22 protein-coding genes are annotated in these 20,784 nt (G+C 63.0%); 6 read left to right on the top strand and 16 right to left on the bottom strand.

The genetic code is table 11. The features are described from left to right. Nucleotides 1–104: 104 nt before the first annotated feature. From IB272_RS15520 to speB, 5 genes are all read right to left on the bottom strand, one after another. Nucleotides 105–1,184 carry an ABC transporter substrate-binding protein gene (locus IB272_RS15520; protein ID WP_034798862.1) on the bottom strand — a complete coding sequence of 360 codons (1,080 nt, stop codon included), beginning with the start codon at nucleotides 1,182–1,184 and terminating at the stop codon, nucleotides 105–107. 73 nt (nucleotides 1,185–1,257) lie between these two features. Continuing rightward, the gene (locus IB272_RS15515) at nucleotides 1,258–1,905 is read right to left on the bottom strand and encodes an amino acid ABC transporter permease (RefSeq protein WP_034798864.1); all 648 of its coding nucleotides are present in this window, start codon (nucleotides 1,903–1,905) and stop codon (nucleotides 1,258–1,260) included. After that, nucleotides 1,902–2,570 (bottom strand): amino acid ABC transporter permease, encoded by a 669-nt coding sequence (locus tag IB272_RS15510; protein ID WP_034798866.1) that lies wholly within the window; start codon nucleotides 2,568–2,570, stop codon nucleotides 1,902–1,904. The genes IB272_RS15515 and IB272_RS15510 overlap by 4 nt, the downstream gene beginning before the upstream one ends. Before the next feature lie 60 nt (nucleotides 2,571–2,630). Then, the gene (locus IB272_RS15505) at nucleotides 2,631–3,425 is read right to left on the bottom strand and encodes a transporter substrate-binding domain-containing protein (protein WP_034798868.1); all 795 of its coding nucleotides are present in this window, start codon (nucleotides 3,423–3,425) and stop codon (nucleotides 2,631–2,633) included. A 92-nt stretch (nucleotides 3,426–3,517) separates the two neighbouring features. Next, entirely contained in the window at nucleotides 3,518–4,579 is a 1,062-nt protein-coding gene (gene speB / locus IB272_RS15500) for an agmatinase (RefSeq protein ID WP_034798870.1), read from the bottom strand. A 224-nt stretch (nucleotides 4,580–4,803) separates the two neighbouring features. On the opposite strand from speB, the gene IB272_RS15495 reads away from it, so the two are divergent. Both IB272_RS15495 and IB272_RS15490 read left to right on the top strand, forming a co-directional pair. Then, the gene (locus IB272_RS15495) at nucleotides 4,804–5,850 is read left to right on the top strand and encodes a LysR substrate-binding domain-containing protein (RefSeq protein WP_034798872.1); all 1,047 of its coding nucleotides are present in this window, start codon (nucleotides 4,804–4,806) and stop codon (nucleotides 5,848–5,850) included. An 18-nt stretch (nucleotides 5,851–5,868) separates the two neighbouring features. Further along, the gene (locus IB272_RS15490; protein WP_060582997.1) at nucleotides 5,869–7,047 is read left to right on the top strand and encodes an aminotransferase; all 1,179 of its coding nucleotides are present in this window, start codon (nucleotides 5,869–5,871) and stop codon (nucleotides 7,045–7,047) included. Between the two features lie 21 nt (nucleotides 7,048–7,068). On the opposite strand, the gene IB272_RS15485 is transcribed toward IB272_RS15490, so the two are convergent. After that, entirely contained in the window at nucleotides 7,069–7,914 is an 846-nt protein-coding gene (locus IB272_RS15485) for a DMT family transporter (protein WP_082572801.1), read from the bottom strand. On the opposite strand from IB272_RS15485, the gene IB272_RS35385 reads away from it, so the two are divergent. Next, nucleotides 7,913–8,047 (top strand): hypothetical protein, encoded by a 135-nt coding sequence (locus tag IB272_RS35385; protein ID WP_256385289.1) that lies wholly within the window; start codon nucleotides 7,913–7,915, stop codon nucleotides 8,045–8,047. The genes IB272_RS15485 and IB272_RS35385 overlap by 2 nt on opposite strands. A gap of 58 nt (nucleotides 8,048–8,105) precedes the next feature. Here IB272_RS35385 and IB272_RS15480 read toward each other — a convergent pair whose 3' ends face one another. The 6 genes from IB272_RS15480 to IB272_RS15455 form a co-directional block, all read right to left on the bottom strand. Further along, nucleotides 8,106–9,539, bottom strand: coding sequence for an aldehyde dehydrogenase family protein (locus IB272_RS15480; protein ID WP_060582996.1), 1,434 nt, complete (start codon nucleotides 9,537–9,539; stop codon nucleotides 8,106–8,108). A 16-nt stretch (nucleotides 9,540–9,555) separates the two neighbouring features. Continuing rightward, on the bottom strand, nucleotides 9,556–10,290 hold the full coding sequence (locus IB272_RS15475) for an MBL fold metallo-hydrolase (protein WP_060582995.1): 735 nt from the start codon (nucleotides 10,288–10,290) through the stop codon (nucleotides 9,556–9,558). Between the two features lie 4 nt (nucleotides 10,291–10,294). Continuing rightward, nucleotides 10,295–11,395 (bottom strand): ABC transporter ATP-binding protein, encoded by a 1,101-nt coding sequence (locus IB272_RS15470; RefSeq protein ID WP_060582994.1) that lies wholly within the window; start codon nucleotides 11,393–11,395, stop codon nucleotides 10,295–10,297. Further along, the gene (locus tag IB272_RS15465) at nucleotides 11,392–12,183 is read right to left on the bottom strand and encodes an ABC transporter permease (RefSeq protein WP_034798882.1); all 792 of its coding nucleotides are present in this window, start codon (nucleotides 12,181–12,183) and stop codon (nucleotides 11,392–11,394) included. Before IB272_RS15465 ends, IB272_RS15470 begins: the two co-directional genes overlap by 4 nt. A gap of 2 nt (nucleotides 12,184–12,185) precedes the next feature. Then, entirely contained in the window at nucleotides 12,186–13,067 is an 882-nt protein-coding gene (locus IB272_RS15460; protein ID WP_034798883.1) for an ABC transporter permease, read from the bottom strand. A gap of 74 nt (nucleotides 13,068–13,141) precedes the next feature. Beyond that, nucleotides 13,142–14,239 carry an extracellular solute-binding protein gene (locus IB272_RS15455; protein ID WP_192444554.1) on the bottom strand — a complete coding sequence of 366 codons (1,098 nt, stop codon included), beginning with the start codon at nucleotides 14,237–14,239 and terminating at the stop codon, nucleotides 13,142–13,144. A 116-nt stretch (nucleotides 14,240–14,355) separates the two neighbouring features. Between IB272_RS15455 and IB272_RS15450 the strand changes: the two genes are divergently transcribed. Together IB272_RS15450 and IB272_RS15445 are read left to right on the top strand one after the other, a co-directional pair. Next, on the top strand, nucleotides 14,356–14,973 hold the full coding sequence (locus tag IB272_RS15450) for a TetR/AcrR family transcriptional regulator (RefSeq protein ID WP_060582993.1): 618 nt from the start codon (nucleotides 14,356–14,358) through the stop codon (nucleotides 14,971–14,973). Between the two features lie 51 nt (nucleotides 14,974–15,024). Further along, entirely contained in the window at nucleotides 15,025–15,417 is a 393-nt protein-coding gene (locus IB272_RS15445; protein WP_060582992.1) for a nuclear transport factor 2 family protein, read from the top strand. An 8-nt stretch (nucleotides 15,418–15,425) separates the two neighbouring features. On the opposite strand, the gene IB272_RS15440 is transcribed toward IB272_RS15445, so the two are convergent. The 4 genes from IB272_RS15440 to IB272_RS15425 form a co-directional block, all read right to left on the bottom strand. Then, the gene (locus IB272_RS15440) at nucleotides 15,426–15,575 is read right to left on the bottom strand and encodes a hypothetical protein (RefSeq protein WP_034798890.1); all 150 of its coding nucleotides are present in this window, start codon (nucleotides 15,573–15,575) and stop codon (nucleotides 15,426–15,428) included. Nucleotides 15,576–15,709: 134 nt separating this feature from the next. After that, nucleotides 15,710–16,624: a transglutaminase family protein gene (locus IB272_RS15435; RefSeq protein ID WP_060582991.1), complete on the bottom strand. Its 915-nt coding sequence runs from the start codon at nucleotides 16,622–16,624 to the stop codon at nucleotides 15,710–15,712. A gap of 284 nt (nucleotides 16,625–16,908) precedes the next feature. Next, complete coding sequence (locus IB272_RS15430) at nucleotides 16,909–18,222, bottom strand: FAD-binding oxidoreductase (protein WP_162732980.1); 1,314 nt, start codon at nucleotides 18,220–18,222, stop codon at nucleotides 16,909–16,911. Next, a complete protein-coding gene (locus tag IB272_RS15425) occupies nucleotides 18,219–19,586 on the bottom strand; it encodes a glutamine synthetase family protein (RefSeq protein ID WP_034798892.1) in 1,368 nt (455 codons plus the stop codon). The genes IB272_RS15430 and IB272_RS15425 overlap by 4 nt, the downstream gene beginning before the upstream one ends. Nucleotides 19,587–19,775: 189 nt before the next feature. Here IB272_RS15425 and IB272_RS15420 point away from each other — a divergent pair, with 189 nt between their 5' ends. Continuing rightward, nucleotides 19,776–20,468, top strand: a complete 693-nt coding sequence (locus tag IB272_RS15420) for a GntR family transcriptional regulator (protein WP_060520336.1) — start codon at nucleotides 19,776–19,778, stop codon at nucleotides 20,466–20,468. Nucleotides 20,469–20,784 lie beyond the last annotated feature (316 nt).

Genomic DNA, 20,784 nt, shown 5'->3' with positions numbered 1-20,784 from the left:
GGTCCCCTCCGCCTCATGGGAGGGTTTCAGGCGGGGAGCGGCTGCAAGGCCCCTCCCCGTCGTTATGCTTGTGGCTCTCCCCGGAGGCCGGGGAGCTGGCCGGATCAGCCGACGATCAGCTCGGTCCACTTCTGGTTCAGCCAATCCGACTTGGTCTGGTAGAGATCGTAGCGCGGAATGATCGGCTCGATATCCGACGAGACGGCTGCGAATTCCTTGTCGGTCAGATCCGTAACCTCGCGCTTGACGGTCGGCGACGTTCCGACCTTGCGCGACAGCGTCGCCTGGATCGAGGGTTGGCACATGTAGTCGATGAAGATATGGGCTTCCTCGGACTTCTGCGAGGCACGCGACAGTGCCCAGCAACCGGAATCCTGAATACCGCCTTCCTTCGGGAAGGTGGAGCGGACCGGGTGACCGTCGGCAGCAGCAAGGCCGGTGACGTCGTGATAGTACTGGCCCATCGGGATTTCGCCCGACTTCAGCGACTGCTCGAACTGCGCCTCGTCGCGGTACCACAGGCGAACGTTGGGCTTCACTTCAGCAAGCTTGTCGAACGCCTTGAGAAGGCCTTCTTCGGTGTCGAGCGCATTGGTGCCGCCGAAGAACGTCTTGGCCGTCACTTCGAGCAGGAACGAGTTGGAGACGAGCGCGAGCAGGCCGAGCTTGTCGGCGTTCGCCGGATCCCAGAAGGCGGTCCAGGAGGTCGGCGCTTCCTTGTAGACGTCGGTGTTGGTCACCAGCGTGATGTACCAGGAAACAGCGCCGATGCCGGCAATGCGTCCGTCCGGATACTTGTTGACGAAGCGATCAAGCAGGTTCGAGGCATTCTTGATCTTGGCGGTATCGAGCGGCGTCCAGAGATCGGTCGACTGGCCCTTCAGCATCGCGACCTGCGACATCATCGAAACGTCGGCTGGGGCCTGGCCGGCGCGGGCGGCCTGTTCGAGCTGGACGAGCCAGGCTTCACCGGTCGGTTCCGCGATCGACTCGACGGCAATGCCGGTCGCTTTGGTGAATTCCGGGAAGATGTTCTTGTCGAACGAATCCTTGAAGTAGCCGCCATAGACGCCGACCTTCAGCGACTTGTCCTGCGCGCGCAGGATCGACGGCATCGCCAGCATGGAGGCACCGGCAAGGCCGGCGCCGAGCAGCGTGCGGCGCTTGATGGAAGTGGTGATCATTCGCGTTCTCCTTTGTTTCGGCGGTGATCCGCCTTGTTCCCTGTTCTGTTTGATTTCTTGCACATTTTCAGTCTCAGTGCGCGGCTGTTTTGCGCTCCAGCATGCGCGAATATTGTGTCAGCGGATAACACAGCACGAAGAAGATCACCGCGACCAGCCCATAGACCGTGAAAGGTTCGAAGGTTGCATTATTGATCGCATTCGCGGTTCTGAGAAGCTCTTCGAAGCCGATGATCGAGGTCAGCGCCGTGCTCTTGATGAGCTGCACGAGGAAGCCGACGGCGGCCGGCCGGGTGATGGCGAAGGCCTGCGGCAGGATGACGAGCCGCAGTTCCTGCAACCGGTGCAGCCCGAGGCTCGCGCCGGCATCCCACTGCCCGCGCGGCAGTGCCTCGACCCCGCCACGCCAGATCTCGGCGAGATAGGCACTGGCATAGAAGGTCAATCCGAGGGCTGCCGCCGTCCACGGCTCGATGCGGAAACCGAGCATCGGCAGGCCGAAGAACATCAGGAACAGCTGCATCAGGAGCGGTGTTCCCTGGAAGAGCGCGATGTAGCCGGAGCCGAAGCGCCGCGCCCAACGGCGCTCGGAAATGCGCGCTGCAAGGACGGCAAGCCCCACTGCTGCGCCGCCGGCAAAAGCGACGATCGACAGCAGGATCGTCCACCGCGTAGCGAAGATCAGGTTGCGCAGGATGTCCCAGAAGGTGAACTCGATCATGACACGCCCGCTCCAAGCACGCGGCGCCCGCCGGCGACGAACAGCCGCCGAAGCGCCATCGACAGGCCGAGATAGATCAGCGTGACGACGAAATAGGTCTCGAATGAGCGGAAAGTGCGCGCCTGCAGCAGGTCCGCCTCATGCGCCAACTCCCGCACCGCGATCTGCGAGACGACCGCCGATTCCAGCATCATGATGATCACCTGGCTGGTGAGCGCCGGGAAAATCACCTTCAGCGCCTGCGGCAGGATGATCTTGACGAAGACCTGGCGGGGCTTAAGCCCGAGCGCAAACGCCGCCTCGCTCTGCCCCTTCGGCACAGCATCGAGACCCGCACCGACGATCTCGGTCGTATAGGCCGCCATATTCAGCGTCATTGCGACTATTGCCGCGACGATCGGGTCGAGTCGGATGCCGAGGCTCGGCAGGCCGAAATAGATGAAGAACAGCTGCACCAGGAACGGCGTGTTCCTGACGACTTCGACGTAGACGGCCACCGCCTTGCGCAAGACGCCATAACGGCTGCGGCGAGCGGCGGCGAAGAGAATGCTGATCAGGATGCCAAGCACCGTGGTGCAGGCGATCAGGAACACGGTCATGGCCGCGCCATGGGCGATTGCGCCCGCGGCGTCCTTGAGCCAACCGAAGCTGAGGCCGTAGCCCATCGTCGCAACCTTTCCTCAAGCGGGCCGCGAGGGGATTGCCCCCCGCGGCCACCGAGCTTGTTAGTCCTTGAGGTTGTCGGGGTTGAGCGGCGTCTTCAGCCAGGCCTCCGAGCTCGCGTTCAACTTGCCGTCCGAGAGCATTTTGGCAACGGAGTCGTTGACCGCCTTCTTCAGGCCTTCCTCGCTCTTGTTGAGACCGATATGCGACGGCGAGGTCAGAAGCTGGAACTTCTGCTCCGGTTTCAACGCTTCCTGGCGGGCCAGCACCTGGGCGCCGACGTCGTTGCCGACGACCATCAGTTGCGTCTGGCCGGAGATGAAGGCCTGGATCACAGCATTGTAGTTGTCGAAGCGCTGGATGTCGGCATTGGCCGGGGCCGCCTCGGTAAGCGAGGTGTCTTCCAGCGTGCCGCGATTGACGGCGATGGTCTTCTCGGCAAGGTCTTCCTTGCCGGCAACCTTCAGTTCCGCCGGGCCGATGACGGCGATGTAGTAAGGCGCGTAAGCCGCGGCAAAATCGATCACCTCGGCGCGCTCCTTGGAGAAGCCGACGCTCATCAGGATGTCGACGCGCTTGTCGTTGAGATAAGGAATGCGGTTCTGCCCTGTGACGCTGACGAGGTTGAGCTTGACGCCGAGATCATCGGCGATCTGCTGCGCGACGTCGACGTCATAGCCCTTGATGCTCATGTCGGCGCTGGCCGAGGAGAACGGCGGGAAGTCGGAGAAGATGCCGACATTGATCTGGCCGGCGGACTTGATATCGGCAAGCGCGTCGGCCTTGGCGATGCCGGCGGCGGCCCCGAGCATCAGGGCGGCGGCGAAGGCTGTCTTCAGTTTTGCATGGATCGTCATGGTAATTCCCCTACCCGGAAGCTTTGTGATTGTGCAGTCTGGTGGTCGGCCGCCGTTTCCGGTCCGGCAGCCGACGAACCCTTAGTCAGGCCTCAGGCGGACTTGCCCGTGATCGCCGGGCTGAAGACCATGAGGCTCAGGATTTCGAAGAGCACCTGCGCGCCCGCATGGGCCGTGTTGGTGGTCGAGTCATATTGCGGCGCCACTTCGACGACGTCGCCGCCGACGAGGTTGATGCCCTTGAGGCCACGGATCAATTCCAGCACTTCGCGGGTCGTCAGACCGCCGACTTCCGGCGTGCCGGTACCCGGCGCGAAGGATGGATCGAGGCTGTCGATGTCGAAGGACAGATAGGTCGGGCCGTCGCCGACGATCTTCTTCGCTTTCTCGATGATCGCGGGAATGCCGAGACCGGTCACTTCCTCCGCATGGATGACGGTCATGCCGGACTCGTAGGAGAACTCCCAGAGATATTCGGCCGAACCGCGGATGCCGATCTGCACGACGCGGGTCGGGTCGAGCACGCCGTCGAGCACCGCGTTTCGGAACGGACCGCCATGGTGGAACTTGGTGAGGTCGTAGGCGCCGCCGGTGTCGCAATGCGCGTCGATGTGGATCATGCCGACCGGGCGCTTCTTGCCGACCGCTTTCAGGATCGGGTGGGTGATCGAGTGGTCGCCGCCGACCGACAGCGGCAGCACGCCGGCATCGACGATCTGGTTGATGCGCTTCTCGATGTCCTCATGGCTGAGTTCCAGCCGGTAGCGGCTCTGGAACGGCACGTCGCCGATATCCGCGACGCGGAGTTCCTGAACCGGCGTGCAGCCGAGCACGTGGTTATAAGGACCGATACGCTCGATCGAGCGCAGCGCCCGCGGTCCAAAGCGCGAGCCCGGACGGTTGGTGACGCCAAGATCCATGGGAATGCCGACGATCGCCACCTGCAGATTGCCGAAATCCGGGTTCTCCGCGTCAACAGGCATGTGCGGCGCCGTCAGGAAGGTCGGGATGCCGGAATAGGGCGCGAGACGTGTGCCGCTCTTGTTGAAGATCTTGTCGGCGACCTTGCGGAAGGTCGGGTCGAACAGCTCGCCGCCATGGCTTTCGCCATACTTTGCCTTCAGTTCGGCAAGCTTGTTGTCGTTCCAGGCCATCGATTCAATCCTCCGTCTTCCATAGCCTGAGGCATGCGCGCGAAGGCGCCACAGATATCTGTCTGCGGAAGGGGCCGGCTCGTCCGGCGCGTTCATGTTCCCCAGGCGTTTTCGCCTTTGTTGATGAATATTAGGCGGCAATTCCCCTAGAAAATCAATTGACATTGTTATAGCGTTTCGTGTGAGAAAAATTCACATCACAGCAACCGCCGGAACGCCCCGATTTGTCCAGCCGCCTGCCTCCCCTCAACCCCTTGCGCGCCTTCGAAGCGACGGCGCGGCGGGGCTCCGTTTCGGCCGCGGCGCGTGAACTCAACGTCACCCACGGTGCGATCAGCCATCAGATCCGCGCGCTCGAACTTTCGGTCAAGGCGGCGCTGTTTGAACGCGGCGGCAAGCGGCTGAAGCTGACGCCGCAGGGGGCATTGCTGCTGCCGGCCGTCACCCACGCCTTTGCCGAAATCGCCGCGGCGACCGCAGCGATGACGCGGCCGACGACGAGCGGCGAACTGCGCATCACCTGCGTCCCGGCGCTGCTTTCCTTCTGGCTGATCCCGCGGCTGCATCTTTTCACCGAGCAGTATCCGGACGTGCGTCTGACGCTGATCGCCTCTAACGACGAGGCGTATCTCCACTCGCCCGACGTCGACGTCTGCCTGATCTATGGCGACGGCAACTGGTCCGGCGCCTGGGCCAAGCTCTGGAGCCGTCTCGAACTTTTCCCTGTCGTCAGCCCGACGCTGCTCAACATGCGGCCACTGCGCTCGGTTCGCGACCTGCGCGACCACGTCATGCTGCATGGCGACGATGGCCGCGAATGGAACACCTGGCTTGCGGCGGCGGATGCCAGCGACCTGCAGCGCGGCCAGCAGCATTTCATGAGTGACGCACGGCTTTCGACCGAGGCCGCCCTGCACAACCAGGGCGTCGCGCTCGGCGATACGATTACCGCCGGCAGCCTGATCGCGCGCGGCGAACTGATCGCCCCTTTCGACCTGACGGTGCCCGCCAACGACGCCTTCTTCGTCGCCTGCCGCAACGAGGTGCTGGCGGCACCGATCGTGCGCATCTTCATCGACTGGATGTTCGAAACCCTCGAAAGCGACCCGATGCCGGAACTGCAGACATCGGCGCGCACGATTATTCGCAGCCGCACCTCGAAATCCGAGCCGACAGATCGTAAATCGGAGAAGAACGGTTTTCAGCCGGTTTCGGCGCCGAGCCGTGCTCGCCGCACCGATCGTCCGCAGAAACGCAAAGCCAAGGCCTAACCCACAGGAACACCCGTCATGCCGCATTTCAACCCGCTCGTCGAAAAGCTCTCGCCGCCGCCCGTGCCCTCGGTGCTGGCCTGGGCGAAGTCCTACGATGGCTCCCGTGGCCCGCTGATCGACCTGTCGCAGGCAGTGCCCGGCTATCCCGCCCATCCGGACATGCTGGCCTGGCTCGGTGAGGCTGCAGCCTCAACCGCTTACACCGGCTATGGCGCGATCGAAGGCGAAGCGGAGCTGCGTGAGGCCTATGCGGCGCATGTCGCCGGCCTCTATGGTGCTGCGGTCGCCGCCGACAACATCCACATCACCTCGGGCTGCAACCAGGCCTTCATCTGCACGGCAATGGCCATTGCCGGCGCGGGCGATACGATCCTGATGACCAACCCCTATTACTTCAACCAGGAAACGACGCTGTCGATGCTCGGCATCAATGTCGAGCTCGTACCTTGCGATGCCGGCGCCGGCTTCCTGCCGGAGGTCGATGCAATTGCCGCGGCACTTCACCCCGGCATCCGGGCGCTCGCGCTGGTCTCGCCCAACAATCCGACCGGCGCCGTCTACCCGCCGGAGCTGCTCGCCCGTATCTACGAGGCCTGCCGTGCCAAGGGCGTCTGGCTGATCCTCGACGAAACCTATCGCGACTTCCTGCCCGATGCCTCCGCAGCGCCCCATGGCCTGCTGGCCACCGAAGGCTGGCAGGATAGCTTCATCGGCCTCTACAGCTTTTCCAAGTCTTTCTGCATCCCGGGCCATCGCCTGGGCGCGATCACCGCCGGCCCTGCCGTCATCGAGCAGGTGACGAAGATCATGGACAACCTGCAGATCTGCGCGCCGCGCTCAGCCCAGGCCGCGGTCGCGAAGGCAATCCCGGCTCTTGCCGACTGGCGTCAGACGAACCGCGCCGAAATCGCGGCACGAGCCGATGCGCTACGCGACGTCATGAGCCGCCTGCCGAAGTGGAAGCTGCAGGCGGTCGGCGCCTATTTCGCCTATGTCCGCCACCCCTACCCGGATATCGATTCGCAGTTCATCGCCGAGAAGCTGGCCAAGCTCGCCGGCGTCGTCTGCCTGCCCGGCGACTATTTCGGCGAAGGCCAGGAGAACTACCTGCGCTTTGCCTTCGCCAATGCCGACGCCGAAACGATCCGCAAGCTTGAAGAGCGGCTGGCGAACTTCACGCCACCCGGTCTCTGATCGGAATGTAGTCGCGCGGCGTTATCCGCGCCGCGCGATCAATATGCCGACAAGCACGATCGCCCCGCCGATCGCCTGCATCAGCCCGACCGGCTCGGCAAGCAGGAGCCAGGCGAGGATCGCCGCCACGACCGGCTGCAACAGCAGGGTCAGCGACGAAAATGCGGGCGGTAGATAGGCGAGTGCGTAGGTGATCGCCACCTGCCCGCCGGCATGGCTGACGAAGGCGAGCCCGAAAAGCATCGCCCAGCCGAAGGCGGTCGGCGGCAACAGCGACGGCTCGAACAGGACGGCCATCGGCAGCATGCAGATCGCAGCCGAAGCCGTGCTCCAGATCATGATGCGCACGGTGCTGAACAGGCTGCGCAGCTGCCCGATCGCCAGAATATAGCCGGCGTAGAACATCGCCGCGACGACGGCCACGCCATCGCCGAGCAGATTGCCGTCACCCAGCGCCATCGGGCCGCCCTTGAGGATCACCACGCCCGCGACTGCCGTTGCGAGGCCGAGGGCGAAGACGGCGCTGACGCGCGAGCGAAACAAAAGCCAGCTCGTGAGCGTCACGAAGACGGGCGCGAGATTGGCAAGCAGCGTGGCGTTGGCGACCGATGTCTTGGTCAACGCATAGTGCCAGGCACCGAGATCGATCGCGAGAAACACGCCCGGCAGGACCAGAAGCGCATATTCCGAGAGCTTTTCCGGTCGCCGCCCCCCGGCGCCCTCGGGACGAAACCAGGTCCAGGCGAGAAGCGGGATCAAGGCCAGCGCCACGCGCCAGAAGGCGGTCGCCATCGGCCCGACTTCCGACAGCCGCACGAAGATCGGCGAGCCGCCGATCGCAGCGCCGCCAATGAGAAGGGCAGCCATGGCAACGCGATTATGGGAATGGGAAGCTTGGGTCACGGGAGGCATCCGGAAGGGCGCGGTCGTCTGGGGCGGTAAGCCGACGAGCTACCAGATGCGGACGACCGGTGACAGCCCTGCAAGCGCCGAAGCCTGAAAGAAAAAACGGCCGCCGCAGATTGCGACGGCCGTCATTCAAGGACGTAGCGCTGTGTTCAGGCAGCGTCGGGAACGTGAACGGTCTTCACTTCGAGGAAGTCCTCAAGGCCGAACATACCGCCTTCGCGACCGTTGCCGGACTGCTTGTAGCCGCCGAACGGGCTGCCGTAGCGGTGCGGCCCGCCATTGATGTGCACCATGCCGGCGCGCAGGCGTCCGGCGACGCGCTCGGCCCGCTCCGGGTTGCCCGTCTGCACATAGGCGGCAAGGCCGTAGTTGGTGTCGTTGGCAATCGCGATCGCCTCCTCCTCGGTGTCGAAGGGGATGATCGCCAGCACCGGACCGAAGACTTCCTCGCGGGCGATGCGCATCTCGTTGTTGACGTCGGCAAAGATCGTCGGCTTGACGAAGTAGCCGGTCTCGAAGCCCTCCGGCTTGCCGGCACCGCCGACGAGCAGCCGCGCGCCTTCGGCAATGCCTGCTTCGATCAGCGCCTGCACCCGGCCGAACTGGATGTGGCTGACGAGCGGTCCGATATGGCCGCCCTCTTGCGTCGGGTCTCCGACTTTCGCCTCGCGGCCGACGCGCTTGGCGATCTCAACCACCTGGTCATAGACGCTACGCTCCACCAGCATGCGGGTCGGCGCGTCGCAGGACTGGCCGGAATTGTTGAAGCATTCGAGCACGCTGCCGGTGACGCGGTCTTCGAGATCGGCGTCGGCAAAGACGATGTTCGGCGACTTGCCACCGAGCTCCAGCGTCACGCGCTTGACCGTTTCGGCGGCATCCTTGCTGACGGCGATGCCGGCGCGGGTCGAGCCGGTGAACGACATCATGTCGATGTCGGGATGCTTCGACAGCGCGGCACCGGCGTTGATGCCGTCGCCGTTGACGAGGTTGAAGACGCCGGCCGGGAAGCCCGCCTCATGCACCATTTCAGCGTAAAGCATGGCATTGAGCGGCGTGAACTCGCTCGGCTTCAATACGCAGGTCGAGCCGGTTGCGAGCGCCGGCACCACCTTCAGCGCGATCTGGTTGATCGGCCAGTTCCAGGGCGTGATCAGGCCGCAGACGCCGATCGGCTCGCGCAGGATCACGTCGCCGTTCGGCAGCCGGTCGCGGGTCTTCAGGCGCTTCAGCGCATCGATGAAGCCCTGCAGGTGGCCGACGCCGACATCGGCCTGCTGCTCACGGGTCATAGTCTTCGGCGCGCCGAGTTCCATGGTGATGGTGTCGACCATCTCGTCATAGCGGCGCTTGTAGACGGCAAGCAGCTTTTCAAGCAGCGCCAGGCGCTCCTCGACGCTCGTCCGGCTATAGGTCGCAAAGGCCTTCTTGGCCGCAGCAACGGCCCGGTCGATGTCCGCGGCCGTGCCCATGGAGATCACCGCAACCGGCTTTTCCGTTGCCGGGTTCAGGACCTCGAGGTCGTTGGCGACGATGGGATCCACCCAGGTGCCGTTGATGTAGAACTTGCGTTTGTCGAGCATTCGCTCCTCCTTCCCGTCAGTTTGTCTTTTGTTTTTCAGCAAGCCATTCAAGGATTAGCGCTCGGTAACGCTCACCCGAAAAGCTCGGAAAATGTCCGCCGTGAACGATACGCGCGGGTATCTTCAGCAGCCGTTCCATCGACGCCAGATAGTCGTCGGCGTTGGAATGATAAGTGTCCTCGATCAGCGGGCCATCGTAGAGGATGTCGCCGGAGAACAGGATCCCGGTCTTCGCCTCGAAGAGCGCAATCCCGCCGGGCGAATGGCCGGGCGTGTGGATCACCTGGAAGACGCGGTCGCCGAGATCGATATGGTCGCCGTCTTCGAGCAGCCGCGTCGCCGGCGCCGCCTTCACCGCATAGGTGGTGGAGGCGTAGGGCTCGGGCGGCAGCGCGTCGAAGATCTCGTCGGCGACGTAGGGGTCGGCGAGCGTGTTCTTGCGCGTCGGATGCGCCAGCAGTTCCGCCTCGGCCGAATGCACGCAGCGGCACTCGAACTCGTGATGGCAGCCGATATGGTCGAAGTGGGTGTGGCTGGCGACGGCGTCCAAGGCGCGTTCGGTGACGAGGGGCACCCATTGCCGGAGCGACACGACACCCATGCCGCTATCGACGAGCATATCGCGGTCGCGGCCGCGCACATGCCAGATGTTGCAGCGGTAGAATTCCTGGATATAGGGCTCATCGACAGCGGTGACGCCGTCGTCGAGCCGCCTCACCCGGTACCAGTCCTGAGGTGCAATTCTCTGCATCGTGCTACGCATGTCCACCCGTGGCGGGCAAGGCTACGACGTCGGCGGCGCGCACGGCAAGCGGCACAATCTCGCCCTCGCGAACGCTTGCCGATTGCGGCAAGTGCGCGACCAGCGCCCTCGTGTCCGCCGCACAGGGCTGCAGGTGGCAGCGGTAATGCGTGCCGAAGAAAGCGCTGCCGGCAACCCGCGCCTCACCAAGCGCCACTGTCGGACCCTCTGCCTTGTCGTCAGCGCGGAAGTGTTCCGGCCGGATGGTCAGTGTAATCCGGTCGCCGGCCTTCGGCGACGATGCGGTAAAGTTGCCAGTCGGCAGCGCCAGGCTGCCGAGCGGGGTTTCGACACGGGCGGAGCTGGCGTCCGCCGCCGCCACACGGCCGGAAACGAAATTGACCTCGCCCATGAAGCCCGCCGAAAACAGCGAGCGCGGGCGCATATAGATCTCCGATGGCGGGCCAAAATCCTCGATACGGCCCTGGTTCATCACCACGATCCGGTCGGCGATCGCCATCGCCTCTTCCTGGTCGTGGGTGACGTGCACGAAGGTCGTGCCGACGCGCTTTTGGATCGCCTTCAGCTCGTCCTGCATCTGACGGCGCAGTTTCAGGTCGAGCGCGCCGAGCGGTTCGTCGAGAAGCAGCACATCCGGGTCGACGGCAAGCGCGCGGGCGAGCGCCACGCGCTGGCGCTGGCCGCCCGAGAGCTCGTGCGGCCGCTTGCCGGCGGAAGCCTTCAGACCGACGAGATCGAGGAAACCGAGCGCCCTTTCGTCCCGCTCGGCCTTGGCAAGGCCGCGCATCCTGAGGCCAAAACCGACATTGTCGACAAGGCGCATGTGCGGAAACAGCGCATAGTCCTGGAACATCGTCGTCGTCGGACGCTTGGCCGGCGCCACATAGGTCATGTCCTGCCCCGCGATCGTCACGCGTCCCGCGCTTGGCGACTGAAAGCCGCCAAGGATCGACAGAAGCGTGGTCTTGCCGCAGCCGGACGGCCCGAGCAGCACGATGAACTCGCCAGCCCGGATATCGAGGGAAACGTTATCCAGGGCCGTGAAGGCACCGAAGGTCTTGCTGACGTTTTCGATCGAGACAGGAGCTGTCATTGTTTTTTCGTCCTTCCGAACAGGGAAAGCTCAAGGATGAGGAGCACGGCGACAGAGGCTAAGAACACCAGCGAGCCGATGGCATTGGTCTTGGGGTTGAGGCCGGAGCGCAGCATGCTCCAGATCTCGACGGGCAGCGTCACGTCGAAGCGCGACAGCAGGAAGGCGATGATGAACTCGTCCCAGCTGAAGGTGACGGAAAGGAAGAAGGCAGCAAGGATCGACGGCATCAGCATCGGCGCCGTCACCAGCGCCATCACTTTGAAATCGTTGGCGCCGAGATCGCGCGCCGCCCGCTCGATGTTGATGTGATGATCCCCCATCGAGGCATAGATGATGGCAAAGCAGAGCGGCAGGTTGATCACCACATGGCCGATGCCGACCGTCATCAGCGACAGCGGGATATGCAGCGCGTTCATGAGCGACAAAAGGCCAAGCGCGATGATCAGGTAGCTGACCGTCATCGGCGCGATCAGCAGTCCCCTTTGCAGCGCCGAGCCGGGCAGCTTGTAGCGCGCGAGCGCATAGGCTGCGAGAAAGCCGAGCAGCACGGAGATGACCGAGGAGACGAGCGCCACGACCATCGAGTTACCAAGCGCTGCCATCAGCTTGCGGTCGGCGAAAACCGCCTCGTACCATTGCAGCGAAAAGCCGTTGAACGGCGGCACCGGCAGGCGACCATCCTGGAACGAGAACAGCACCAATACGGCAACCGGCAAGAAGATGAAGGCATAGACGAGGACGAGATAGGTCCAGGAGAGCACGCTTGCGGAGATCTGGCGCAGCATCGTCAGGCCCTCTCGATCTTCAGCCAGCGAGCGCAGGCGAGATAGGCGACGGTGACGGCGAGCATCAGCACGATCGACAGCGCCGCTGCCATCGGGAAATCCGCCCGGCGCCCGAGCTGCAGCATGATGATCTGCGGCAGCACCAGTTCGTTGTTGCCGCCGAGGATCTGCGGCGTGACATAGTCGCCGATGCAAAGCACGAAGGTAAGGAAAGCGCCGGTCATGATACCGGGCAGCGTCAAGGGCAGCACCACATGCCAGAAGGTCTGGAAGGCATTGGCGCCGAGGTCTGCGGCCGCGCGGCGGTAGTTTGGCGAAAGCTGGATCAGGTTGGAATAGATCGTCAGCGTCAAAAGCATGACGAAGAAGTGCACGAAACCGATGACCGTGGCCGTGCGCGTGCTCGCCAGCTCCAGCGGCTCGGAGATAAGGCCGATGCTCATGAAGACCTGATTGATCACGCCGTTCTTCGATAACACCAGCAGCCAGGAATAGGAGCGCACCACATAGGAGGTCCAGAACGGCAGGATCGCCAGGATCAGCGCCATGCGCTGCAGCCGCTTCGGCACGCGCTCGGCGATGATCCAGGCGAGCGGATAGGCGAGCAGCACCGAGATCACCGTGACGATAACGGTGATTTCGAGCGAGTTGACGAGCCCCCGGAACAGCGCGTTTTCGGAGAAGAAGCGGACGTAGTTGTCGAAGTTCCAGGCATGGACGATGTCCCGCCCTTCCCGCTTCCAGAGGCTCATGGCCGCCATGAAGGCGAAGGGCACGACGAAGAAGGCGACGGTCCACAGAAGCGCTGGAGCAACGAAGCCCCAGGCCTTGCGCCGGTCGGCGTCTTCAAGCGCTGTCGCTGATGTCAAAGCGGTGTCTGCCATTACCGTCCCAGATCAAAGGATTTCGGCGAGCGAAGAAGAAGGGCGAGCGCGACACATCGCGCCCGCTGCTTTCATTACTGCTGCAGCATTTCCGTCCAGGCGTCCTGGAACTGCTGGTCGAGATCGGCCGACGGGATCGGATAGAGCTGCGTCTTCTTCAGATATTCGGCCTGCTGGTCGAAGCGCAGGGCCGCCTTCTGCTGGTCGGTCAGGTGTTCACCCGCCTTGGCATTGGCCGGCATCGCCCAGTAGCAGGAAGAGGTCGCAAGCCGCGCCTGGCCCTCGGGGCTCACGATGTACTGCACGAACTTCAGCGCCAGATCCTGCTTGGTCGAACCCTTCATCACGCCGATCGACTGCGCCCAGCGCACAGCGCCCTGCTCGGGGATGGTCCAATCGAGGCTGGGCTTGTCGGCCGAGAGAACAGCGGTGATCCATTCGCCACCGCCGACGAGAATGTCGACTTCGCCGGTCGCAAGCGCGGTCTGCGATGAGACGACGTCGCTCACCTGCTTGGAAACGGCCCGCATTGCCGCGAGCTTTTCCTTGATCGCCGGCATGTCCGCGTCGCTCAGATCGGCGGTCTTCTTGCCGAGGCCAAGCCCGACGAGACCGATCATCGGCAGATAGTAGTCGTAGAGCGCTATGCGGCCCTTGTATTTATCCGACCAGATAACCGAAAGGTCCTGCATGTCCTTCGGGTCGACCTTGGTCTTGTCGTAGGAAATCGTGTTGTAGCCGAACTTCTCGGTGACGGCGTAGGTCTTGCCGTCCTTGGTGTTGTTGGCCTCCATGCGCACTTCCGGGAAAATGTCGGCGGTCGGCAACGCATCGGCCGGCATTTCGGCAAGCAGATCGAGGTCGATGGCCCGGTGCACGTCGACGCCGTCGATCACGAGCACGTCCCAGTCGCCCGGTTGCGACTGGTCGAGGATCGAGAGCCCTGCCCCGGTACCCTCATAAACCTTGACGTTGACCTTCACGTCATTGGCCTTCTCGAACGGCTCAAGAAGCGCCGGATCGGTGTGGTCGCACCAGACGAGCGCATTGAGCTCTTCCTGGGCAAAGACCGGCGCGGGGGCCGCGACCGTCGACAGAGCGGCGATCGCGATTGCGGCCGTGGAGGAGAAAAAACGGCGCAGGCGCGCACCGTCACGAACTGACTGCATCATGCTGTTGCCCTCTTGTTTTGACGCTCGTTTCGGCGTCTTCAAAAAAAGATTGAATGAATTCATTTTTTAAGTCAATCTCAATTTTGAACCAATTCATAATTCGGGGAAACACTGGAATGACAGGGCTGCGCGCACGGCAAAAGGCGGATCGCAACAGGCGAATTCTCGACGCCGCCGCCGCGCTTTTTCGCGAAGTCGGCTACGACAGCGCACGCATCGAGGACATTGCCGAGCGCGCTGAAATTTCGGTCGGAACCTTCTACAACTACTATGAAAACAAGGGCGACATCCTGCTCGCCACCGTATCGATGGAAGTCGAGGAGGTGCTCGCCGGCGGCGGATCGATCGTCGACAACCCGCCCGCCTCCGTCATGGGCGCACTCGATGCGCTGATCGGCGAATACTACGATCACTCGCTCTACTATCTCAGCAAGGAGATGTGGCGCACCGCGATGGCGATCGCCATCCAGCAGCCGGAGAGCCCGTTCAGCAAGCGCTACACCGAACTCGATCGTCGGCTATGCGAGCAGGTTTCGACGCTGATCCGCAAGCTGCAGGCCAAGGGCGTCGTCGCACTTGATGTCGATGCCGAGGCGGTCGGCGAGATGTTCTTCAACAATCTCAACATGATGTTCACCGAGTTCGCGAAGCGCGAAACCATGTCGCTCGACGATCTCAAAGCGCGCGTCTCACGCCAGAACCGCCCGCTGGCGACGCTCATTGCAGTGCGCTGACCATCACGAAGACCACCGGAGCAGTCTGCTTCCGGATAAAGAGGGAACCCCATGAAAGATCTCGAACAGTCGGTGCTTCAGGCCGCCGACCGGCTGGTTGCCGCTTTCGCCAGGCATGACCGGACAGCCTATTTCTCCGCGTTCGCGCCGGATGCGACCTTCATCTTCCACACGCTCGACCGACCGCTGAAAAGCAGGGCGGAGTACGAGGCCGAGTGGTCGCTTTGGGAGGAACGGGACGGTTTTCGCGTGCGCGCCTGCCGGTCGAGCGAGCGAAATGTGCAGACGGTGGGCAATGTCGCGGTCTTCACCCACCGGGTCGAGACCGAACTGGAATTCAATGGAGAGCCCGCAACCGCGGACGAACGGGAAACGATCGTGTTCGAGCGGAAATCGTCAGGAGAGTGGCTTGCCGTGCACGAGCATCTGTCACGGCAAAGCTGAGGCAGCCGTCAGAAGGCGCCGACGACGACGGCGCTGACGAAAGAGAAGGCGGCAACGATGGCAATTGCGTGCGGAACGAGATGAACATGTGAGCGGCGTTGCGGTGTGGTCCCGTAGAGTGCGTAGCGGGACTGGATCATCGGTTTCGCTGCGTTCATCGCGTCTCTCCGTTCCTGCGAGGGCCACGGCCCATCGACTGTCTTGTTCTCCTATATTTTCCATTGAGTTTGTAGATATTAAATTCCGCAAATCGCATAAATCGTAAAAAATCGGTTCGCCGCCATCGCGCTCATCAATGGCGGTTGCGGTCGCGGTCCTGAAGATGCTTCGCCCAGGTTTCGCTGAACCATGGGGTGAGCAGCGAAACGTCGAAGGCGCGATGCGAGCCTTTGAGCGCGCTATCCGTTTCGACGCAGGTCCAGACGGTGAAAGCGGTGAGCTCATGTTTGCCGAAGGTCTGGATCAGCGGAATGTCGGCGGCATCACGGCCGCGGGCAACCGCGATGCGCCCCGCCCGCCGCTGGTTGTTCTTGGCGTCGAACGTATGCCAGCGATCGCCGAGATAGACCTCGAACCAGGCATTGAAATCCATCGGCGCAGGATGTTCGCTCGCGGGGATATCGGCCATATAGCCGTTCACGTAGCGCGCCGGCATGTTCATGCAGCGACAGAGGGTGATCGCCAGATGGGCGTAGTCGCGGCTGACACCGACGCGATCCTCATGCGCCTCGAGTGCCGTGCGCATCGCCTGTGCATAGCCGTAGCTGAAAACGAGGCGTTCATGGACATAATCGCAAATCGCCTGGACGCGCTCCCAGCCGGCTGGCACATCGCCGAACAGACGCCAGGCAAGCGCGCCAAGCCGGTCCGTTTCGCAGTAGCGGCTGGCTGCAAGATAAGGCAGCCACTCGGCGGGCAGGTTCTCGACCGGCACCGCATCCGCCAATGGGTCCGTGGCGTCGAGCCTGCCGTCATCCTCTATCACCGCATCATAGCAGAGCTTGAAATCGCCCTCGGGCACAGTCATCCGGAAGCAGGTGTTGCCATGCGGATCAGTGATCTGCTCCATCTTCACTATCGGCGAAGAGACTGGACCATGCTCGCGCCGCAGGCATGAGCGCCGTTCCGGCACGACGGAAAGATAGGTCATCATCGGGGTCGGCTGCGGGCAACGAATGCCGATTTCATAGCCAAAGCGCACGAACATCGCGAGGTCTCCCAGGAAATCAATCGGGAGCGATAGGCTCCCCGTTTGCTTGCCCGCAGCGACAGGCGGGCGATCCTTGGTGACCGATTCAGCAAGCGCCAGATGCGGGCGGTCACAGGGCAGAGACGCAAAGGCCCACTTTGAGATGGCGGACCCCTGCCGCAGAAGGTCGATACTATCGCATCGCCAATCAGGAGGGAAACACATTCGACGCGAGATCGACCGCTGACCGCCGCCGAGACGGCGGTCCGCCCGGCCAAAACGCCGCTGCGCGCGGATTGTTCCTAGAGCCCGGCCGCGTCCTTGAACTGGTACCACCAGGAACCGATGGTGGAATACTGCGCCCGGAACATGCGCCCGCCCGGGAACGGATACCAGGGCAGCTTCTCGAAGACGTCATAACGCGTGGTGTCGCCGTCGATCGCCTCGGCGAGCGTGCGGCCGAAGAGGTGCGAACCGGTAACGCCGTGGCCGCTATAGCCATGGGCGAAATAGGTGTTGCTGCCGATCCGGCCCATCTGCGGCACGCGGGTGAAGGAGAGCGCGAAATTGCCGCTCCAGGCATAGTCGATCTTCACGCCCTTGAGCGCGGGGAACACCTTTTCGAGATTGGGCTTCAGCTTGGCGACCACGTCGGCCGGATCGGTTCCGCCATAGACGGTACCGCCACCGAAGATCATGCGCTTGTCGGCCGAGAGCCTGAAATAGTCGAGGATATAGCGCACGTCCTCGACGCACATGTCGCTCGGGATCAGCGAATGGGCAAGCTCTTCGCCGAGCGGCGCCGTGGTGATCATCTGCGTCGAAACCGGCATGACGCGCGAGACGAGCTTCGGCACGGCATCGCCGAGATAGGCATTGCCGCAGAGAACGACGATGCGCGCCGAAACCTCGCCGCCTTCAGTATAGACGGTCGGCCGCGCCGCCTCGTGGTCGACACGTGTCACCGGCGACTGTTCGTAGATCGTGCCGCCAATGCTTTCGAAGGCACGGGCCTCGCCGAGCACCAAATTGAGCGGATGCATGTGGCCGCCGGTCGTATCCAGCATGCCGCCGCAATAGGCATCCGACTTGACGAGCTTGGCGAGCGCGTCACGGTCGAGCAACTGGTGATCGTCCATGCCGTATTTGCGCCAGAGCGCCTGCTTGGCTTCGAGCTCCTTCATATGCGCCGGCGTATAGGCGGCGTAGATATTGCCCGGCTTCAGGTCGCATTCGATCTGGTACTGGCTGACGAGGCGGCGGATGATCTTGCCGCCCTCCTGCACCAGCCCGCCGATGAAGCGCGCCGCATCCTCGCCGTAGCGGCGCTGGATGGTCGCGAGACTGGCATTAAGGCCGTTGACCACCTGACCGCCGTTGCGGCCCGAAGCGCCCCAGCCGACCTGCGCGCCCTCGATGACGACGACCTTGTAGCCTTTTTCGGCAAGATGGATCGCCGTCGACAGACCGGAATAGCCGGCGCCGACGACGCAGATGTCGGTCTCGACCCGGCCCTGCAGCCGGACCGGCGTGCGGATGATGTTGCGGGAGGCGGCGTAGTAGCTGGTCGGATAGCTGCCGTCTCCGGCATAGGATTTCTGTTTGGTAAGCATCAGACGATTTCCAGATAGGCGCTGAATTCGTAGTCCGTGACCTGCTCGGCAAAGCCCGCGATTTCCTGGCGTTTGCAGGCGATCAGCATCGAGCGCAGCACGGGATCGAAGATTTCGGCGGCAATCGGTCCTGCCTCGAAGCTGTCGACCGCTTGCCCCCATTCCGAGGGAATTTTGGGCAATTTCTCCGCTGCATAGGCCCGACCCGAGACCGGCGCCGGCGGCTTCCACTTGTTGCGGATGCCGACCAGGGCAGCACCGAGGATCGCGGCGATGACGAGATAAGGATTGGAGTCGGCACCGGCGACGCGGTGCTCGATACGCCGCGCGGCAGGATTGCCGCCGGGAATACGGATGGCCGAGGTGCGGTTCTCGTAACCCCAGCAGACGGCGGTTGGCGCGTGCGTATCCGGCCGCAGTCGCCGGTAGGAATTGAAATGCGGCGCAAACAGCAGCGTCGTCTCGGCCATGCCGCGCAGTAGACCGGCGACGGCGTTCTTCAGCATCGGCGAGCCCTCGTCGCTGCCGTCGTTGAAGACGTTGTTGCCCTCCTCGTCGAGCAGGCTGAAATGGATATGCATGCCATTGCCGGAACGGGTGCCATAGGGCTTGGCCATGAAGGTCGCGGCGAGCCCATGCTTGCGCGCCACGCCCTTGACAATGCGCTTGAAGAAGATCGCGTCGTCGGCCGCCTTCAGCGGGTCGTCGGTGTGGAGCAGGTTGATTTCGAACTGGCCGATGCCGTTCTCGGCGATCGCCGCATCCGCCGGCACGTTCTGCCGGGCGCATTCCTTGTAGACGTCGGAAAAGAACTCACCGAAATCGTCGAGTTCGTCGATCGAGAGGATCGCATCGGAATCGAGACGCTTGCCGGTATAGGGCGAGATCGGCGGCACTGCGCTGTCCGGCTCCGGGTCGATCAGGTAAAACTCCAACTCGGTCGCGACGACGGGGCGAAGGCCGAGCTCCTTGTACTCCCGCACGACCGCCGCCAGGGCCTGGCGCGGATCGGCGAGAAACGGCTTGCCGTCCTCAAGCTGCAGCCAGAGCGGCACCAGCGCGCTCGGCCGCGAGGTCCAGTTGACCGGCAGCGCGCCGCGGCCAGTGACACCGCAGATGCCGTCGCGGTCGCCGCTCGCAAACACCTGCTCGCTGTTGATGATGTCCTCGCCCCATACGTCGACACCGACAATCGAGAGCGGCATGCGGATGCCGCCGCCGAGCACCTTGCCCGCCTGCTCCACCGGCACGCGTTTGCCTCGCATGATGCCGTTGAGGTCGCAGACGACGGCTTGGATGCTTTCGATCGGCCCGTTCTGCTCGAGCCATGCCTTGAATGCGCTGGGATCTTCCGCGTCGAGCGACATATCGCAAATCTCTTTTTGTGATCACATTTTCAGAAAGTTGACATAATTCTGGAATTGGAGTCAAGCAGCGGCAGTGCTATCAGGCGTTTGACGTAGAGCGGGACGCGGAAAAGTGTATGCAGGCGTTTGCCAAACACCGCTCTCGCTGATGAGAAAGCCATCGCAATTCGGGCAAAAGGACATGCGCACTTGAAACCCCTTGTCTTACCGCCGCTTGCGCGCCCCGACGGCATGACCACGCATGACTATGCCTTTCACCGGCTGCGCCAGGCGATCATGGTCGGCGCGTTCCGACCCGGCACCTCCGTCACCATCCGCGGTCTGGCCGAGGCGCTTGAAAGCAGCCCGACCCCGGTGCGCGAGGCGCTTAGACAGCTGACCTCGATCGGCGCGCTGCAGTTCCTCGAAAACCGCCGCATCGTGGTGCCGCACATCACGCCCGCCCGCTTCGAAGAACTGATCTCGTTGCGCATCGCGCTCGAAAGCCATGCGGCTCGCCGGGCCGTCGCTCATCTTTCCGAACGTCAGATCGAGAAGATCACGGCGATCGACGACAGCATCGAGACGGAGATCCGTCGGGGTGACAAGGTGGCGGCGCTGATCGCCAACCAGGCGTTTCACCGGATGATCTACACGGCCAATCCCGATGCGGTCGCCATGCCGCTGATCGAGAGCGTCTGGCTGCAGCTCGGCCCGATCCTCGGCATCGCCATGGAACACGTGACCGAACTCTACGTGGTCGACCGCCACCGCGAGGCAATCGAGGCGCTGAGGCGCCGCGATGAGAACGCTGCTGCCGACGCGGTCGCTGCCGACATCCGTGAGGGTATCGGCGGCTTCGACCAGCAGGCGGTTGCACGGTTACTGCGATTGGCTGCCTGAGGCGATGCCGTCACAAATTTTAGTGTGACTAAAATTCCGTATTGACAACGCTCAGCCACAGCACCAAAGTCGTGCAAATACAGAAGCATAGCGACGGGAAGCGACCAGCCTCCCGGCCTCATGTTCGTGCATTCGAGGGGGAGGTGTCCGCTTGAAGAGCCAAAGATCCAAGTCCCGCCGCAAGACAGGCGCGGGCCTCAAGCATTCCCCATAGCCGGCGACGCGCCGATCTCCGGTGCTCCTTTCCCCCTCACCTTCGGCCACGGCCGCATGACCGGCTGTGGCATCTGATTTCTCAAGCCAGAATTGGAAACAC

The sequence above is a fragment of the Ensifer sp. ENS08 genome, from assembly GCF_014852195.1.
Taxonomy (GTDB): domain Bacteria; phylum Pseudomonadota; class Alphaproteobacteria; order Rhizobiales; family Rhizobiaceae; genus Ensifer; species Ensifer adhaerens.
The sequence above is the reverse complement of the archived record's forward strand: the minus strand, read 5'-3'. Positions and strand labels throughout refer to the sequence as shown.

Excerpts from the sequence above, each read along its gene's own strand:
- IB272_RS15520 (WP_034798862.1), bottom strand. The coding sequence starts at position 1,184 with ATGATCACCACTTCCATCAAGCGCCGCACGCTGCTCGGCGCCGGCCTT.
- IB272_RS15515 (WP_034798864.1), bottom strand. The coding sequence starts at position 1,905 with ATGATCGAGTTCACCTTCTGGGACATCCTGCGCAACCTGATCTTCGCT.
- IB272_RS15510 (WP_034798866.1), bottom strand. The coding sequence starts at position 2,570 with ATGGGCTACGGCCTCAGCTTCGGTTGGCTCAAGGACGCCGCGGGCGCA.
- IB272_RS15505 (WP_034798868.1), bottom strand. The coding sequence starts at position 3,425 with ATGACGATCCATGCAAAACTGAAGACAGCCTTCGCCGCCGCCCTGATG.
- speB (WP_034798870.1), bottom strand. The coding sequence starts at position 4,579 with ATGGCCTGGAACGACAACAAGCTTGCCGAACTGAAGGCAAAGTATGGC.
- IB272_RS15490 (WP_060582997.1), top strand. The coding sequence starts at position 5,869 with ATGCCGCATTTCAACCCGCTCGTCGAAAAGCTCTCGCCGCCGCCCGTG.
- IB272_RS35385 (WP_256385289.1), top strand. The coding sequence starts at position 7,913 with ATGGCAACGCGATTATGGGAATGGGAAGCTTGGGTCACGGGAGGCATC.
- IB272_RS15485 (WP_082572801.1), bottom strand. The coding sequence starts at position 7,914 with ATGGCTGCCCTTCTCATTGGCGGCGCTGCGATCGGCGGCTCGCCGATC.
- IB272_RS15480 (WP_060582996.1), bottom strand. The coding sequence starts at position 9,539 with ATGCTCGACAAACGCAAGTTCTACATCAACGGCACCTGGGTGGATCCC.
- IB272_RS15475 (WP_060582995.1), bottom strand. The coding sequence starts at position 10,290 with ATGCAGAGAATTGCACCTCAGGACTGGTACCGGGTGAGGCGGCTCGAC.
- IB272_RS15470 (WP_060582994.1), bottom strand. The coding sequence starts at position 11,395 with ATGACAGCTCCTGTCTCGATCGAAAACGTCAGCAAGACCTTCGGTGCC.
- IB272_RS15465 (WP_034798882.1), bottom strand. The coding sequence starts at position 12,183 with ATGCTGCGCCAGATCTCCGCAAGCGTGCTCTCCTGGACCTATCTCGTC.
- IB272_RS15460 (WP_034798883.1), bottom strand. The coding sequence starts at position 13,067 with ATGGCAGACACCGCTTTGACATCAGCGACAGCGCTTGAAGACGCCGAC.
- IB272_RS15455 (WP_192444554.1), bottom strand. The coding sequence starts at position 14,239 with ATGATGCAGTCAGTTCGTGACGGTGCGCGCCTGCGCCGTTTTTTCTCC.
- IB272_RS15450 (WP_060582993.1), top strand. The coding sequence starts at position 14,356 with ATGACAGGGCTGCGCGCACGGCAAAAGGCGGATCGCAACAGGCGAATT.
- IB272_RS15445 (WP_060582992.1), top strand. The coding sequence starts at position 15,025 with ATGAAAGATCTCGAACAGTCGGTGCTTCAGGCCGCCGACCGGCTGGTT.
- IB272_RS15440 (WP_034798890.1), bottom strand. The coding sequence starts at position 15,575 with ATGAACGCAGCGAAACCGATGATCCAGTCCCGCTACGCACTCTACGGG.
- IB272_RS15435 (WP_060582991.1), bottom strand. The coding sequence starts at position 16,624 with ATGTTCGTGCGCTTTGGCTATGAAATCGGCATTCGTTGCCCGCAGCCG.
- IB272_RS15425 (WP_034798892.1), bottom strand. The coding sequence starts at position 19,586 with ATGTCGCTCGACGCGGAAGATCCCAGCGCATTCAAGGCATGGCTCGAG.